This is a genomic window from Spirosoma harenae, from assembly GCF_054776975.1.
Genome location: NZ_BAAHBD010000007.1, coordinates 174,393 through 190,075, shown reverse-complemented (window position 1 = coordinate 190,075; position 15,683 = coordinate 174,393). Strand labels below are relative to the sequence as shown.

The 15,683-nt window shown below is 45.2% G+C and carries 13 protein-coding genes; 9 read left to right on the top strand and 4 right to left on the bottom strand.

The features are described 5' to 3' along the window. The first annotated feature begins 16 nt into the window (after positions 1-16). The 9 genes from ACYVE4_RS06730 to ACYVE4_RS06690 all read left to right on the top strand — a co-directional run bounded on the left by ACYVE4_RS06730 (position 17) and on the right by ACYVE4_RS06690 (position 10,626). Entirely contained in the window at positions 17-742 is a 726-nt protein-coding gene (locus ACYVE4_RS06730) for a YqjF family protein (RefSeq protein WP_460996214.1), read from the top strand. An 87-nt stretch (positions 743-829) separates the two neighbouring features. Further along, positions 830-1,315, top strand: a complete 486-nt coding sequence (locus ACYVE4_RS06725; protein WP_460996213.1) for a GyrI-like domain-containing protein — start codon at positions 830-832, stop codon at positions 1,313-1,315. Positions 1,316-1,422: 107 nt separating this feature from the next. Then, positions 1,423-2,601: a Gfo/Idh/MocA family protein gene (locus ACYVE4_RS06720; RefSeq protein WP_460996212.1), complete on the top strand. Its 1,179-nt coding sequence runs from the start codon at positions 1,423-1,425 to the stop codon at positions 2,599-2,601. 302 nt (positions 2,602-2,903) lie between these two features. Beyond that, positions 2,904-5,207 carry a TonB-dependent receptor gene (locus tag ACYVE4_RS06715; RefSeq protein ID WP_460996211.1) on the top strand — a complete coding sequence of 768 codons (2,304 nt, stop codon included), beginning with the start codon at positions 2,904-2,906 and terminating at the stop codon, positions 5,205-5,207. 81 nt (positions 5,208-5,288) lie between these two features. Continuing rightward, positions 5,289-6,674 (top strand): HmuY family protein, encoded by a 1,386-nt coding sequence (locus ACYVE4_RS06710; protein WP_460996210.1) that lies wholly within the window; start codon positions 5,289-5,291, stop codon positions 6,672-6,674. A 112-nt stretch (positions 6,675-6,786) separates the two neighbouring features. Further along, the gene (locus ACYVE4_RS06705) at positions 6,787-7,662 is read left to right on the top strand and encodes a heme/hemin ABC transporter substrate-binding protein (protein ID WP_460996209.1); all 876 of its coding nucleotides are present in this window, start codon (positions 6,787-6,789) and stop codon (positions 7,660-7,662) included. 4 nt (positions 7,663-7,666) lie between these two features. Further along, a complete protein-coding gene (locus ACYVE4_RS06700; RefSeq protein ID WP_460996208.1) occupies positions 7,667-8,770 on the top strand; it encodes a FecCD family ABC transporter permease in 1,104 nt (367 codons plus the stop codon). Positions 8,771-8,782: 12 nt separating this feature from the next. Next, entirely contained in the window at positions 8,783-9,586 is an 804-nt protein-coding gene (locus ACYVE4_RS06695; protein ID WP_460996207.1) for a heme ABC transporter ATP-binding protein, read from the top strand. Positions 9,587-9,600: 14 nt separating this feature from the next. Then, on the top strand, positions 9,601-10,626 hold the full coding sequence (locus ACYVE4_RS06690) for a hemin-degrading factor (protein ID WP_460996206.1): 1,026 nt from the start codon (positions 9,601-9,603) through the stop codon (positions 10,624-10,626). A gap of 174 nt (positions 10,627-10,800) precedes the next feature. On the opposite strand, the gene ACYVE4_RS06685 is transcribed toward ACYVE4_RS06690, so the two are convergent. The 4 genes from ACYVE4_RS06685 to ACYVE4_RS06670 all read right to left on the bottom strand — a co-directional run bounded on the left by ACYVE4_RS06685 (position 10,801) and on the right by ACYVE4_RS06670 (position 15,664). Further along, positions 10,801-11,283, bottom strand: coding sequence for a heme-binding domain-containing protein (locus ACYVE4_RS06685; RefSeq protein ID WP_460996205.1), 483 nt, complete (start codon positions 11,281-11,283; stop codon positions 10,801-10,803). A 61-nt stretch (positions 11,284-11,344) separates the two neighbouring features. Continuing rightward, positions 11,345-12,067 (bottom strand): ABC transporter ATP-binding protein, encoded by a 723-nt coding sequence (locus ACYVE4_RS06680; RefSeq protein ID WP_460996204.1) that lies wholly within the window; start codon positions 12,065-12,067, stop codon positions 11,345-11,347. A gap of 9 nt (positions 12,068-12,076) precedes the next feature. Further along, complete coding sequence (locus ACYVE4_RS06675) at positions 12,077-12,607, bottom strand: hypothetical protein (protein ID WP_460996203.1); 531 nt, start codon at positions 12,605-12,607, stop codon at positions 12,077-12,079. Positions 12,608-12,643: 36 nt separating this feature from the next. Then, the gene (locus ACYVE4_RS06670; RefSeq protein ID WP_460996202.1) at positions 12,644-15,664 is read right to left on the bottom strand and encodes a tetratricopeptide repeat protein; all 3,021 of its coding nucleotides are present in this window, start codon (positions 15,662-15,664) and stop codon (positions 12,644-12,646) included. Positions 15,665-15,683: the final 19 nt, after the last annotated feature.

Sequence of the window (15,683 nt, the reverse complement as noted above, 5' to 3'; positions counted from 1 at the left end):
AATCCAATTTTGCAGCATGCAAAAACAGACGTTTCTCAGGGCGCAATGGCGGAACTTACTCATGCTGAATTATGAAGTAGACCCAACCATATTACTTCCTCACTTGCCTCCTACGACCGAACTAGATTTGTGGGAGGGAAAAGCATTGGTGAGCATGGTTGGGTTTCAGTTTTTAGACACAAGTGTGCTGGGTGTAAAATGGCCATTTCACGTCAATTTTGACGAAGTCAATCTTCGTTTTTACGTTCGGCATTTCGATGGTCAGCAATGGAAACGCGGTGTTGTTTTCATCAGTGAAATTGTTCCTAAACCGATGATTGCTGTGATCGCTAATACGTTGTACCACGAACGCTATAGATCAATGCCTATGCGTCATAGTATTGTTCCAGTGGGTCATGAAGAAATGGCTATTCGATACGAGTGGAAGCATAAAGGTCGCTGGAATTCGCTTGGTGCAACGGTGAGCAAGACCTTACGCACTATGCCTCCCTATGGTCCGGAAGCCTTTATTTTCGAGCATTACTGGGGCTATAACAAACTAAGCGAACAATCGACTCACGAATATCAGGTTGAGCATATTTCCTGGCAAATCGCAGACGTTCGCGATGCTTTTCTGGATACAGACATAGCCGATTTGTACGGTCGTGAATTTCTTCCGTTCCTGTCAGAACCTCCTCAATCGGTCTTTTATGCCGATGGCTCACCTGTTTCTATCCGAATTGCCGGTAAACTTCATCTCTAATTGACCATTCAAAATTAACTACTGACATACGGCTGTCACTACCTCGCACGACCTTTGTTGCGTTCATTCACCAATCCCCAACAAACCATGACAACGCAACTGGCGATTCCTGAAAAAGCTTTATCAATTAAGGAAACCGAACCGTTCACAGCACTTTCGTTTACGACACGCACTACATTACGTACGCTCTCACAATATGTACGCAACATAGCTGAAGATCTTTATGAGGAAGCTAATCGACTTAAAATCAACGTATCAGGCCCCATCTATTGGGTATATACAGGCGCTAGTGGTGATGAAAATCATGAATTTCAATTGGAAATTGCCTTACCAATTACTCAGACAGGTGAGCCCTCCAACGAGTTTTCGTACAAAACGTTCCCCTCTTTTCGTTGCGCAACCTATACACATGCTGGTCCTTGGAGTGATTTTAAGGAACTATATAGTCTTTTATTTGCTCAATTCTATCGGGATGGGTATCAGGGTAATAGCAATGTTCGTGAGGTATATATTGTCATTGATTTTGAGAATCAGGACAATTGCATAACTGAAATCCAGATTGGTTTAGTATAGCCCAATTTTTGAACAGTAAACAACTAAGTACCGAAGTTGGTAGAAAATCCAGCTTCGGTACTTTTTTTATAGCTCCGTAATCCACTGAGCTAACCAACCGGCTATTCATGAAAAACCAGCAATCCAATTCCCGACGAGATTTTCTACGTAATCTGGGTGTAGGCGCATCGGCTTTCTCGCTTCCTCTAGCGGGATATGCGGATAATCAATTTGTCAAAAATGAATCCAATGGACTTTATTCGTTGCTGACGGACAATAACTACAAAGATTTAAGTCAGCCTGGCCGTAAACTAGGTATTGCTTTAGTCGGTCTCGGCTATTACAGTGCAAACTTATTGGCTCCAGCATTACAACAAACGCAAAACTGCCGTTTAGCCGGTATCGTAACAGGCACACCATCCAAAGCGGAGGAATGGATGAAGAAATACAACATTTCAAAAGCGAATGTGTACGATTACAAAACCTTCGACCGGATTGCTGATAATAAAGACATTGATGTCGTTTACGTAGTACTCCCTAATTCGATGCATGAAGAATACGTCGTTCGGGCAGCACAGGCAGGTAAACATGTGATCTGTGAAAAACCGATGGCGATTACGCCGAAAGCCTGTCAGAATATGATCGATGCCTGTAAAAAGGCCAATAAACAACTAGCTATTGGCTACCGCCTTCACTATGAACCATTTACCAAAGAAGTGATGCGGTTAGGTCAGGAGAAAGTGTTTGGAGCCGTGAAATTTATCGAAAGTAGCGACGGTTTCCGGAGTGGCGATCCGAATCAATGGCGATTGAAGAAAAGTATGGCCGGTGGTGGCCCGCTTATGGATGTGGGTATTTATGCGGTACAGGGAGCACGTTATGTTACGGGTGAAGAACCTACTTCTGTAACAGCCCAGTTTGCCCCTAAAACCGATCCGCAGAAATTTAAGGAGGTCGAGGAAACCATGTTCTGGCAGTTTGAATTTCCAGGCGGAGCCGTATCAAATTCAACAACCAGTTATATATCAGGAGTTGAGAGGCTATATGCTTCCTGCGAGAAAGGATGGTTTGAATTATCACCCGCTTTTGGGTATGGTCCACTTAAAGGCCGGACCAGCAAAGGGCCTATTGAAATGCCTGTTGTAAATCACCAGGCCGCCCATATGGATGGTGTTTGTAAAGACTTGCTCGATGGCAAGCAACTCCCAAGCCACGTAACAGGCGAAGAAGGTTTGCGGGACGTTCGATTATTGCAAGCCATTTACCAAGCAGCCGAAACAGGTAAAAAGATCAGCTTAAAAGCTTAATAAGCCGTTTATCAATTACATACACTTATTCCTTACTAGTCCCGTTAATCGGGACTATTTTTTTGTCAGCAAGAATCCATCAAGGTTAATTAATCACCAATATCAAGATATAATTAAGACAAATTCTAAATAATACTTGCTATCGTCAATAGAATCCATTTACCTTTACGCATTATTTTTAATCAGTCTACATAATAATAAACAAATAAGCATTTAGATCCTCTGACTTACTCAGCCATCTAACGCTTAAAGTATCTAGATATCAACTCTTCAATCTGATTGGTAAAGAGCTTGACACTACCATGGGAAATACATATACCTCTTTTTTATATCAACTGTGTTTATTCCTACTCGTATGCATATCGTCGATATGGGCTCAGCCAATAACGGAGAGTGGTGTTGAGGGCACCGTTTTATTAACAGATGGCGCTCCTGCTTCCTTTGCGACGGTCCAGGTAAGAGGTACACGAAATGGTACCACTGCTGATAAAAATGGTCATTTCATACTAACGAATCTCGCTCCTGGTGAGCACGAATTACAAGTTTCGATGATCGGTTATGAATCTGTTCGTCAATCCGTTAGCATTCAACGCGATAAAATCACAGACTTTTCAACGCGCTTATCAGCCGCCACTAATCAATTAAATGAAGTTGTCGTAACGGGACAATATGAACCGCAATCGATTAAAAAATCGGTTTATAACGTCCGGGTTATCGATAGTGAACGGATTCGTTTACGGGCTGCCGTGAACGTAATGGGCGTGCTGAACAATGAATTAGGCTTTCGCTTTTCTAGTGACCTTACGTTAGGTACCACCGACGTACAATTGATGGGTATGTCGGGCCGGAACGTAAAAATTCTACTAGACGGCTTGCCGATGGTTGATCGAGGTGACACTCGGGAAAGCCTGAATCAGATTGACATCAATAGTGTCGAACGGATCGAAATTGTCGAAGGACCAATGTCGGTTTCTTATGGCTCAGATGCTTTGGCTGGTGTTGTCAATATCATTACCAAAAAGCCAGGTCACGAACGACTCGGCGTTAGTGCGCGAATTCAGGAAGAAACCGCGAATACGGAATACAATCCATTGACCAAATACGGGGTTCACATTCAAAATGTGGGGCTAACCTGGCAGAAGAAAGGCTGGAATATGTCAGCTAGCGTAACCAATAATACGTTTGGCGGTTGGCAAGGTCAATCGGTAGGGCGCGTAAAAGACTGGCTTCCGAAAGATCAGCTATTTGGACACGGTAAAATTGGCTATCGCACCGAAAACGTCAATGTATATTATCGGTTGGATGCGCTCAAAGAAGATTTGCTAAGCCAAGGCGCCGAAAATGTCAACACAAATCAAGCTCGCGATCAGCGATACATTACGTACCGATACGTCCATCAGTTTCAAGGTGACTGGAAATTAAGTGATCGTCTTCAGATCAATGGACAGGCTTCTTACACCGATTATCAGCGCCGAACCCAAACGACCATTGTTGATTTAATTACCGATCGACGCACATTATCATTAGGGCAAGGCGAGCAGGATATCGCCAAGTTTGCCAGCCAAACCTACCGCGCAACGGCTTCATACAAAATTTCGTCGGCCGTTTCGCTTCAGCCGGGTATTGATATTAATCTGGATGCAGCTTCTGGCGATCGGATTTTAGGTTCGCCAAGGATTAACGACTACGCTTTCTTCATTTCCTCTACCCTTAACCCAACCTCGCGCATTAGCCTTCGTCCCGGTTTACGCTTCATCAAAAATTCGGTATACGACGCTCCGCCCGCTATTCTTTCCCTTAACGCCAAATTCGCGCTTACCCAAACCCTCGATCTACGACTCGCTTACGCCAGAGGTTTCCGCTCACCTGCCTTGCGCGAATTGTATTTTAACTTCTTCGATGCCAGTCACTCACTTAAGGGAAATCCAAACCTAAAGGCCGAAACCTCGAATAGCTTCAACGGGTCGCTGGCCTGGCAGGCAAATCATCGGTTTAAATCAACACTTGGATTCTTTTACAACAACTTCAATAATCTAATCAGCTTCGGAACCGATCCCAGCGATCCCCGAGTGCAGATGACGATCAACATCGACAAATTCAAAACGACGGGGCTTACGTTCGAAAATGTGTATACCTGGAAAGCATTACAAGCAACCGTCGGCTTCTCCTACATCGGTCGTTACAACAACCTGCTGACCGAAACCGATACCACGAAATATAGAGAAGGAAAATTACCCTCGTTCATTTGGTCGCCGGAAGTCAATACAAACCTGACTTATAATCTTAAAAAGATTGATACAAAAATTAGTCTTTTCTACAAATACTCTGGCAAGAAACCCACTTATCTGGCCACTGTCGATTCGGACGGAAAGGTATCGGCTACCCTCACCGAAATCGCTCCCTTCCACTGGGCCGACTTCACCATCACCAAAAGCTTCGCGAAATACCTAACCCTTACGACGGGCGTCAAAAATATACTCAACATTACCCGGCTGGCCAACACATCGCCTGATACAGGAGGTGCGCATAGTTCAAGCGGTCCATCTCCGGTAAGCTACGGTCGGTCCTACTTTCTGGGGCTTAGTTTTCAATGGTATAAAAACTAGTCCCTGGCTCCCTTCGACCCTTAACCCTCTGATTTATACAACCAATTACAATTCTCAGTCTCCCCAAAACAGTAAAATAATATGAAACGAGTTATTCTTTTCTTGTTCACTATAGTCGTTAGTGCCTTAAACGCCTGTAAGGAGAGCGACCCGCCGTTGCCCGACAATCTGGTTCAGTTTGAAAGCGCCGAGCAAGGCTTAGATGCAGCCACCAAAGAGTCAACGATCAAGCTAAAATTATCGCGGGCAGTAGATGCGGCCACACCTGTCACGGTTCAGATAACGCCTACCGGCATTGCGTACGAAACACAATTCACCACAACACCAGCTGCTACGGCGAATACACTCTCATTAACCGTACCCGCCGGAAGTAGCGAAGGATCGTTCAAATTGACGAAAGCCGACAATATTTTCCTGAGCGGTACTGAAACCATTGATTTTGCTATTGCCTCAGCTACTAGCCCAGTACTAGTTGGCGCAACGAAGCAATTAAAAGTCAAATTCACGTCGATCATTTCTACAGGAACGACCTTAATCCTTGACGGTGGTACGGGTGGCTCGAGTGCGATCAATGCCGTTTTTGCTGATTTGAGTAACAATGCGGCTACATCCGTAAAACGCGCGGCCTGGGATTTAGGCTTCTACTCAGGTAGTGACTTCCGAGTGATTTTAAATAACATGACAGGTGCAGCGGCTATTGCTCTAGCTAAGAATGATCTAACACAGGTTACAGCTGCCGATACAGTTGGACTATCGCTCAACGTAAGCAATTTCGACCCAGCTGGTTTAAAATGGGTTGACGACGTATCGGGCGATCTCACTAAAACCGTCATTGCGAGTATTTCAGCCACTGACGCCGACAACAAAGTATATATTATTAACCGAGGTATAGGTGGTTTGACCCCTGCGAAAGGTTGGATTAAAGTGAGAATCCTTCGTAACGGAACCACAGGTTACACGCTGCAATATGCTGGTATCAAAGAAACGACCTTCAAAACGGTGTCGATCACTAAAGATGCTGCCTATAATTTCAAATTCGTTTCGTTCGATTCAGGTGCTTTAGTTGACGTAGAGCCAGCAAAAGATCGTTGGGATATTCTCTGGACGGGTGCAATCTATAAAACCAGCGACGGTACGAACGACATTCCCTACTATTTCTCGGATCAGGTTTACGTCAACGTTCTGGGCGGTGTAACGGCTGCGGAAGTACTCACAAGCACAGTCGCTTACGATTCTTATACCGAGAGTAACATCGCGACAACAACATTCAAAAATGACAAGACCGTAATTGGCTCAAACTGGCGGGCTACTACCGGAACTGTCGGCGTCAAAACCGACCGATTCTATGTCGTGAAAGATGCGGCTGGCAACGTGTACAAGCTTAAGTTTATCAGCTTTACCACACAGGATGGTGGTGAACGTGGTAAGCCGAAATTTGACTATAAACTGGTGAAAAAAGCTTCTTAGAGACTGTCTAAACTTCAATGAAAAGACGAATCGAGGAGATTTTGTCATTCCTCCTGCGTCGGAATGACAAAAAATGCCACTAACAAATTTTTAGACAGTCTCTTGAATGATCATGAAAAAACTATCTGCTTTTATAGTCTGGCTGGGCTTCCTGATGCTAGGGCTACTAATTAGTAGTCAATCGGCTTCAGCAGCAAATTTACCCAAAGATGAGCCAATCCGAATTGTTTCGCTCGACGGCACAGTGAGCGAAATCTTATGTGATTTAGGATTGCAGCCGCACCTGATCGGTGTGGATGTGACCAGTACATATCCTGAATCGCTCCAGAAATTACCTAAAGTTGGCCATAACCGGAATATTTCGGCTGAAGGTGTTATTTCACTGAAACCCACTTTGGTATTGACTTCGCAAAACGCCGGTACGAAACCTGAAGTGATTGAGCAAATTGAATCGGCAGGCATTAAGGTTATTTCCTTTCAGCAGGAATACAGCGTAGCGGGTACGAAAAAGCTTATTCAGGATATTGCCAATACTTGTCAGGTTCCTTCAAAGGCTAAACCACTGCTCAAAAAATTAGATGCTGATCTTGCCCAAGTAAAGAGAGCGACTAATAATCCCAAAGTCCTATTCATTTATGCTCGCGGTACAGGTACGATGATGGTATCAGGTCGCGGTACGCAGGTTGACAAAATGATTGAACTAGCTGGCGTGACGAATGCTGCATCTAGTTTTGAGAACTATAAGCCACTAACTGCTGAAGCGCTAGTTACTGCTAATCCGGATGTAATTCTCCTATTTGACACAGGTCTTGAAAGTCTGGGTGGTGCTGAAGGATTAGCCAAAGTACAGGGTATTGCCCAGACGAATGCGGGTAAAAACGGTCATATCATCACAATGGATGGGCATCTGTTAAGCGGCTTCTCTCCCCGTTTAGGTAAAGCCCTACAGGAATTAACCCAGAAAATCGCTCAGAAACCTAAAGCGTAAATAAATGGATACGACTGCCGCGACAATTAATCCGCCATCTACGACGCGTGTGCTGAAACCGACGCTGAAAACAATCCAAAATCCTTGGTTAATGCCTGCATTAGTCATTGGGTTAGTAGCAACTATTGTTTTGTCGGTTGGTATCGGCGCGGTACAGGTGTCACCTTATGAGATTGGATTAATTACCGCAAAGTCACTTGGGTACGTTGTTGACGTCGATAGTACGAAAGAAGCCATTCTAATAGCGATTCGATTACCGCGGGTTTGTCTGGCAGTACTTATTGGCGCAGGACTGGCTATTTCGGGAGCCGCTATTCAAGGTTTTTTTCGAAATCCGCTCGCCGATCCGGGCCTGATTGGTATTTCGTCGGGAGCGTCGCTGGCTGCCGTGATGATGATTGTGCTGGAAGTAAACTTCTTCCAGACATTTACGGGCGCTTTGGGCATGTACGCTCTATCAGCCGTAGCGTTTGCGGGTGCCTGTGCAACAGCTTTTCTAGTATATCGCATTGCCCGAATGGCGGGTAAAGATGTGATTACGACCATGCTCTTAACAGGGATTGCGATCAATGCCTTATCGGGTGCGCTAACGGGAATTATGACCTATATGGCAACAGACGAGCAACTTCGCAACATTACGTTCTGGAGCTTAGGCAGCCTTGGCGGAGCTAGTTGGACGGCCGTATTAGCGATTCTACCATTCATGACCATTGCACTGATCTGTATTCCAAGATTAGCTAAATCACTGAATTTGTTAGCCCTAGGCGAAAGTCAGGCCAGTATGCTGGGTGTCAATTTGAAAAGTATCAAGCGGCAGGTTATTATTTTTTCGACAATGGCAGTTGGTACGTCGGTTGCGGTAGCCGGTATTATCGGATTCATTGGCCTGGTCATTCCGCATCTGATTCGGATGGGTGCCGGTTCCGATCATCGACGGGTACTGACTGGATCGGCTTTAGGCGGAGCAATTGTCCTAACCCTAGCCGATTCCCTAGCCCGGACACTCGTAGCCCCCGCCGAACTTCCAATTGGTATTCTGACCGCTCTCGTTGGAACGCCTGTCTTTTTGTGGATTTTATTTCGAGATCGTCGCCAAGCGCGTTTGTAAGTCATTTAGAAAATGCTGGAAGTCAGAAACATATCGTACCAGATTCGAAATCGAAAATTACTCGATGGCGTTTCGTTTCGCGCTAAACCGGGCGAATTACTGGCGATTGTAGGCGCGAATGGAGCAGGAAAATCAACCCTGCTCAAACTGTGTACCCACGAATTGAAACCAGCCGGTGGCGAAATCAAACTTCGGGGAAAAGACATCAACACATATTCTGAAAAAGAGTTGGCTTTATTTCGCGCTGTTCTACCGCAGCAAAACGCCGTCGTTTTCCCTTTTTTAGTGAGTGAGTTAGTACTGATGGGTCGCTATCCGCATTTCGATTTTCACCCATCAGAAAATGATTACGCTATTGCCGAAATGGCGCTGAAAAAAGTGGGGATGTGGGAATTTGCTTCCCGCATTTTCACGACGCTATCGGGCGGTGAGCAACAGCGTGTGCAACTCGCTCGCGTACTGGCTCAAATCTGGGATGCTTCTGAAGGAATTCTATTCTTGGATGAACCAACGACTGGTCTTGACTTACTCCATCAGCATCAAATGCTGGAAGTAGCCCGTGAACTGACGCAAAAAGGCTTTTGCGCCATCGTCATTTTACACGATCTCAATCTGGCCTCGCAATATGCCGACCAAATTCTCATGCTCCGGGCAGGACAAATAGAAGCCATCGGCACTCCTCAGGAAGTCATAACGCCTTCAATAATTCATCGGGTTTTCAATTTACATGTATGGCTCGTCCAGCATCCTGAAATGGATTGCCCGATGGTTATTCCCCAACAAAATCAATTTTCCGATCGTAACCGACCAAACTAAATCGTCAATAGCCAATGATCACAACACAAGGCCTGAAAGAACGCTGGGCTGCGTTTAAAGAAGAAAACCCTAAATCAAGAATTCGGGATGCGGCCAAACAACTTGGCGTTAGCGAAGCCGATCTGTTAGTCACACAATTTGGCGAAACCGTGCAACGTCTCGAAGGTGATTTCCAGCAGCTACTCAAAGATGTACCTATGCTGGGCTACGTAATGGCGTTGACTCGTAACGACAACATCGTTCACGAGCGAAAAGGGATCTACGAAAAAGTGTCGTTTAACAATCATACGGGTTTAGTGCTTGGGCCGGATATTGATCTTCGCCTATTCATGTCGCACTGGCATTTTGGTTTTGCGGTCGATGAAAATGGTCGGAAAAGTCTCCAGTTTTTCGATCAGGATGGTACGGCTGTCCACAAAATCTATTTAACTGATAAATCCGACGTAGACGCTTACGAAGCGATAGTTCAGAAATATCTTTCTACCGATCAAACAAGCCCAATTACCACGGTAAGTTATCCGGAAAAAGAAGTTGAACAATCCAGTGATGACGTTGATGTTCAGGCATTTCAGGAAGAATGGCTAGCGATGCAGGATACGCACGAGTTTTTCGGTTTGTTACGCAAACACAAGCTAGATCGCGAACAAGGTATTCGCCTGGCACCAGCCGGACATTCGGAACAGATTTCCGTCGATCAGCTCAAAAAGATATTCGAAACCGTTGCTGAACGTGAATTACCGATCATGATTTTTGCGTCGAGTCCTGGCTGTATTCAAATCCATACAGGTCCCGTTAAGAAGTTGGTTAGCATGGGCCCCTGGTACAATGTACTTGACCCGGAATTCAATATGCACCTACGCGAAGATCAGATCAATAGCATTTGGGTAACCCGCAAACCGACTAAAGACGGGATTGTAACTGGTCTCGATCTATTTGATAAAGAAGGCAACAGCATTGCGCTGATATTTGGCAAACGTAAGCCCGGCATTCCCGAAATGAAAGAATGGCAGGAGGTCGTCAGCGAAGTAATTACTGCTTAAGCAAATCTCTTTTCATAAAACACAAATGCCGTAGTAATAAAGATTACGGCATTTGTTGTTTAATGTGAATCGGCATTAATTTCTGACTCCCGTATCTGTGTCCTCACAGATACCTTCCGGCAGGTTTATCTTTGCTGACGCATGAGGGTCTGTGAGGACACAGACCTAGGCATTTTAATGGTGATGTTCTTCTTTTTCATCTGCGGGCGCAGGAATCTCGCTCCGTATTTTGCTGGCCCAATCGGCAATTAGTTTGGCTTCTTCAGGTTTAAGCTTCGCATCGTGGTGAATCCAGAGGTAAGAGCCTAATGGCATCCAGCCGTCGGTTACCGCTTCGCCAACTTCTTCCAGTTTATGGCGGGCTCTTTTGGGCGAATATGCTGTGAATTCTGAAAAATTAAGTTCTTCTTTTCCTTCATGAATATGGCTGTTGAGCCACCACGCAACGGGCTGGATATTATCGTACCAAGGATACGTCGTGTTGTTGGAATGGCAATCGTAGCAGGATCGTTTTAGAACCGTTTGTACATTAGCCGGAACGGCATATTTTGTTGCAATGTCGTTTGGCGACGGGCCTGAAGCCTGATTTTTTTCAGGACGGAAAAACTGAATGATCACCAGAATGACCAGCAGGGCGATAAGAATTTTACGAAGCATATTGTTGAAATAGTTAGGTAAAGCGAGCTAAATATAGACACTCACAATACACCTTCCAAAATCACTCCAACGACTGCATAAGTGTCTGGGCTTTACGAATATTGGTATTAATCCGATCAGTTTCAACTAATCCATCGCGTAGACGAACAATGCGGTGAGCATATTCGGCAATATCTTCTTCGTGGGTCACCATAATCACCGTATTGCCTTTGCTATGAATCTGGTCGAAGAGATCCATGATCTCGTACGACGTTTTGGTATCGAGGTTACCCGTTGGTTCATCGGCTAGCAGAATACTTGGATCATTGACCAATGCCCGTGCAACCGCCACCCGTTGCCGTTGCCCACCCGATAATTCATTCGGTCGGTGACCAGCTCGATTTTCTAACCCAACGTTTTTAAGCGCCAGCATCGCTTTTTCGGTGCGGTCGGCTTTGCTATAGCCAGCATAAATGAGCGGCAAAGCCACATTTTCAAGTGAAGTTTGTCGGGGAAGCAAGTTAAACGTCTGGAAAACAAAGCCAATTTCCTTGTTTCGAACTTCGGCCAGCTCGTTTTCACCCATACGGCTAACGTCTTGATTATTCAGGACATAGCGCCCTGATGTAGGTGAATCCAGGCAGCCGACAATGTTCATCAGCGTCGATTTACCCGAACCCGACGGCCCCATAAAGGCAACGTATTCGCCCTTTTTTATACTGATTGTGATCGACTTCAACGCTTCGATCACTTCCGTTCCCATTACGTAACGTTTCGCGATTTCGTGGGTTTCGATAATATTCATACCTATCAATTATCTGGCAGCTACCCCTACAGCGGCTACAGCAGCGATTCGCCGACGACGCTGAAAGTAATTTCGAATGAACAAACCGGTCAAAATAATAATATCAACGGAAGATGTTACGTCAGTTTCTTCAACGACAATATCTCCGTGGTCTCCAAAGAACTTTCGTGTCTGATCGTAACTAATAACCTCTTTTTCAGGCATACCGTCGGGCGTTTCGTGAATCATTTCCCACTCCCGCATCAGCACATTATGCCGTTTCCAGAGATAGCTTTCGCCCGATTCAAGCTTCAGTTCGGCGCGTTTGCCAAAGCTAAACTCAATCTTACCAATTAGCTTATTCTCGGCAGCCAGATCATAAACATCAACCGAATGAATTAGAAAGCCAGTTACATCGAATCGCAGTTGCGTCTTGTTCAAATGAGCATCTACATCATATCGTAAACCGTTCTGATGCATACCACCCACAACGTTGCCATCCTGCATAATCGCCACTTCTCGACTGAAGGCTTCCTTCACCCAATTCAATTTCCGGCTCATGACCCTGTAGTGTTTAGGTTATTCAACAAAGCTACCTTATTGCAGGAATTTTTGGCGACTGTTTTCGATTGACGCCAATTTTTGCTGATAAATCGTCAGAAATGCCTGATAATCGGCGGAATTGGTTGACAACTGAAGCTTTTCCATGCCACTTTTAGCGTAATCTGGTAAGCTTAATTCCAGACATAACGTAACGTACGTCTTGAGCAGCTCGGCATTATCTTCGTTAAATGGCAAGGCATTCAGCACCAGATCATATCCCTGTTTTGGTTGCTTTTGTTGTAACTCAAACTGTGCTGCGGACGCAACGATTTTTGCGTTCAGAGGGGCTAGTGCAATAGCCTGCCGATAGGATTTTTGAGCCTGCGCCATCCGGCGAGTCCGTTCATACGTTTGTCCAAGCCAATAATTCATTTCGGCCTGATACGCAGGAAGAATAGTCTTTCGAGCCATCGTTTCAGCCGCGCCAACGCTCCGCCGAAAAGCCGCCAGACGAATAGCTACAACATTACGCAACGACAAAGCAATCGGACTCACTTGTGCAGAATCGGGAACGCCAGCCAACACCAATTGAGCATTTCGCCATTGTAACTGATCTAGAAAATCGTGTGTTAAGGCTACACCAGCGACGGTTTTTAGGCTAGGGCCTTGAATGGTTTCCCAATAGGCTCCACGGTTCGGATCGTCGATTCGATAAGTAGCGTAAAACGCTTTTTCTAAATCATTCTGAGGTTTACGTTCCTGATAATAAACCTGCTTAAGCGCTGCTACCGCCGGATCATTTTTCGACGCCGTTTCCCAGAACGACTGCGCTAAGACCGGATCGGCGGCTTTGGTCAGCGCAATGGCTCGGTAATAAATGGAAGCCGTATCAGCATTGTCGCCAAATGTTTGGGAAGCCTGTCGGTACAAGCCCTGTTCAAGCAACCATAAGCCTTTGATGGAGCGATAGGTCGACCCATTTTGCTGGTCATCTTCAGCGAGTTGGGTCATTACATTAAACGCTTCGGGATGATTATGTCGATTGTATTCGGCTACGGCTCGAGCCAGCAATAAATCATCCGTAAAATCTTGATTAACTGGATCAGTCGACAGCTTCTGCAAAGTCCCTGCCAGCGCTGAATCGGGCTGTTGATTGGCAATTGTATAATTATACAGACTCGCAAACCGCCCAACACTCAATCCTTGTTTAGCCGAAACGTCTAATAACCAGTTGGGTTTAACTGGCTGTGTCGTATCTGCCTGTGCAACCAGGCGTAGCGCTAATGCATTGGCCTGATAGGATTCATAAGAAGATTCTCTTGCACTTTTAGCTAAAGTAGAATCGGCTAGTAATACGGCGGGAGTGCGGGCATAAAATCCTAGCAGATTCGATTCGGGAACTTCGTGTTGTCCAGCCAGATCGGCGGCCGATTTATAATAGTAATAAGCGGAATCGGCGACGCTCGTCCGGGCGTATAAATAACCCAGATTATTCCGCAATTCACCACTATTCGGAAATGCACGAATGCCGCGTTGTAGCGCCTTAACAGCCTCGAAAAATAGATTTGTCTGTAAATAAGCCTGACTCAAACCTGCGTAATCGTGTGGATTCGGCTGTTTCAGCAAAGCCTGCTGAAAATAAAAAGCGGCTGCCGTTTGGTTATTCTGCGCTAACGCCTGAGAGGCCAGCGAATAATTGGATTTATGGTTCTGAAACTCCTGCTCCAGCGCTAATTGATAAAATGCATTTGCCGACGACGTTTCGTTTGTGGCCCGGTAATAATCACCCAGTCCATTATAATAACCAGCTACGCCCTGCCGAAACGTAATCAGGCTTCCGAAACCCATTAAAACGATAAAAACCACTACGCCTACAATGCGAAACAAGCTCAATTCCAGTCGTCGGGGTTTATACAGAACGCGATGAACAGCTAAGTTTTGCTGATAAATCGGCCAGAAATTGATTACGACATACGCCAGAAATACAATCCCCATCGCCAAGTGCGTGTAGACAATCACATCTTCAAATAGTTCGACCAGCGGATCATTCGCCGTTGCAAATGCGTAGGTAATCGTAAGCGTTGTAAGCAACACCAATCCTGCGTAGAGAAACGCACCCGAGTCGCGAAAAGAAACGACATCCTGCTGTTCCACTAATCGCCGAAATCCCCATATACCAATAAGTACGGAGACAAGGTACAGTAAGAACGGGCTAATCGCCAGCACATCCCAATCAATTGTTTTTGTATTCTTGAGCCAGATAAGCGTCAGGTTTATTAAATACAAAAGACTGACAATTAACAGATTATTAATACCTAATGTTCTTGATGAGCTAATAGGTGTCTTTCCTTCATCAGACCGGCCGACGGATGTAATCCATACTAATCCGGCAATAATTTCGGGAGCAATAAAGAAAATGAATCCGGTACTTAAAGCCAGCAATACTGGCATTCCATAACTCACAACGATCAACGCAGGAAATTTTACTGGCGATAAAGCACCTAATCCAATCGCAATCAGGATTGTTAATAATCCAAATGCGCCAAGGCGAATTGTTATTGTAAAATCAGATCGAAAAGCATGAAAATAATAGCTTAACGACCCAAACAGGAAAGTCAATACTAGAAATAAGTAGTTGCCACCCAAGCCCGGTATTTCCAGCATTTCCCAACGAAAAAATGCCATACCGAGAATTAAAACGGCCATACTGATCAAATACCGAATTCGATCAAATCGGGTAATAGCGCTTAGCAGGAGGACGAATGCAATGCCAATCCCGACCAATAAAGCGGTGGCAATTTCCGGGTGAACCTGCATAGCTCCGGCAATAAACTGCTCAGAAACGGCATACGCTTTACCGTTGACAGAATAGTCAAGTATGCCGTCCGAAAACGTATGAAATGGAATAGCTATGTCGTTCAGTTCACTTAGTACATCCCAATGAACAACGTTACCCAGACCGCGTATCCAGGCAATGGCAAATAGCACTAAACTGATAATGAAGACACTAAGACCAGCTAAATAGGCAAATCGGTAAGGCCGATTCCAGTCTTTCCAGAAAAATAACGACGACATGAACTAGAAACGCAGGTAA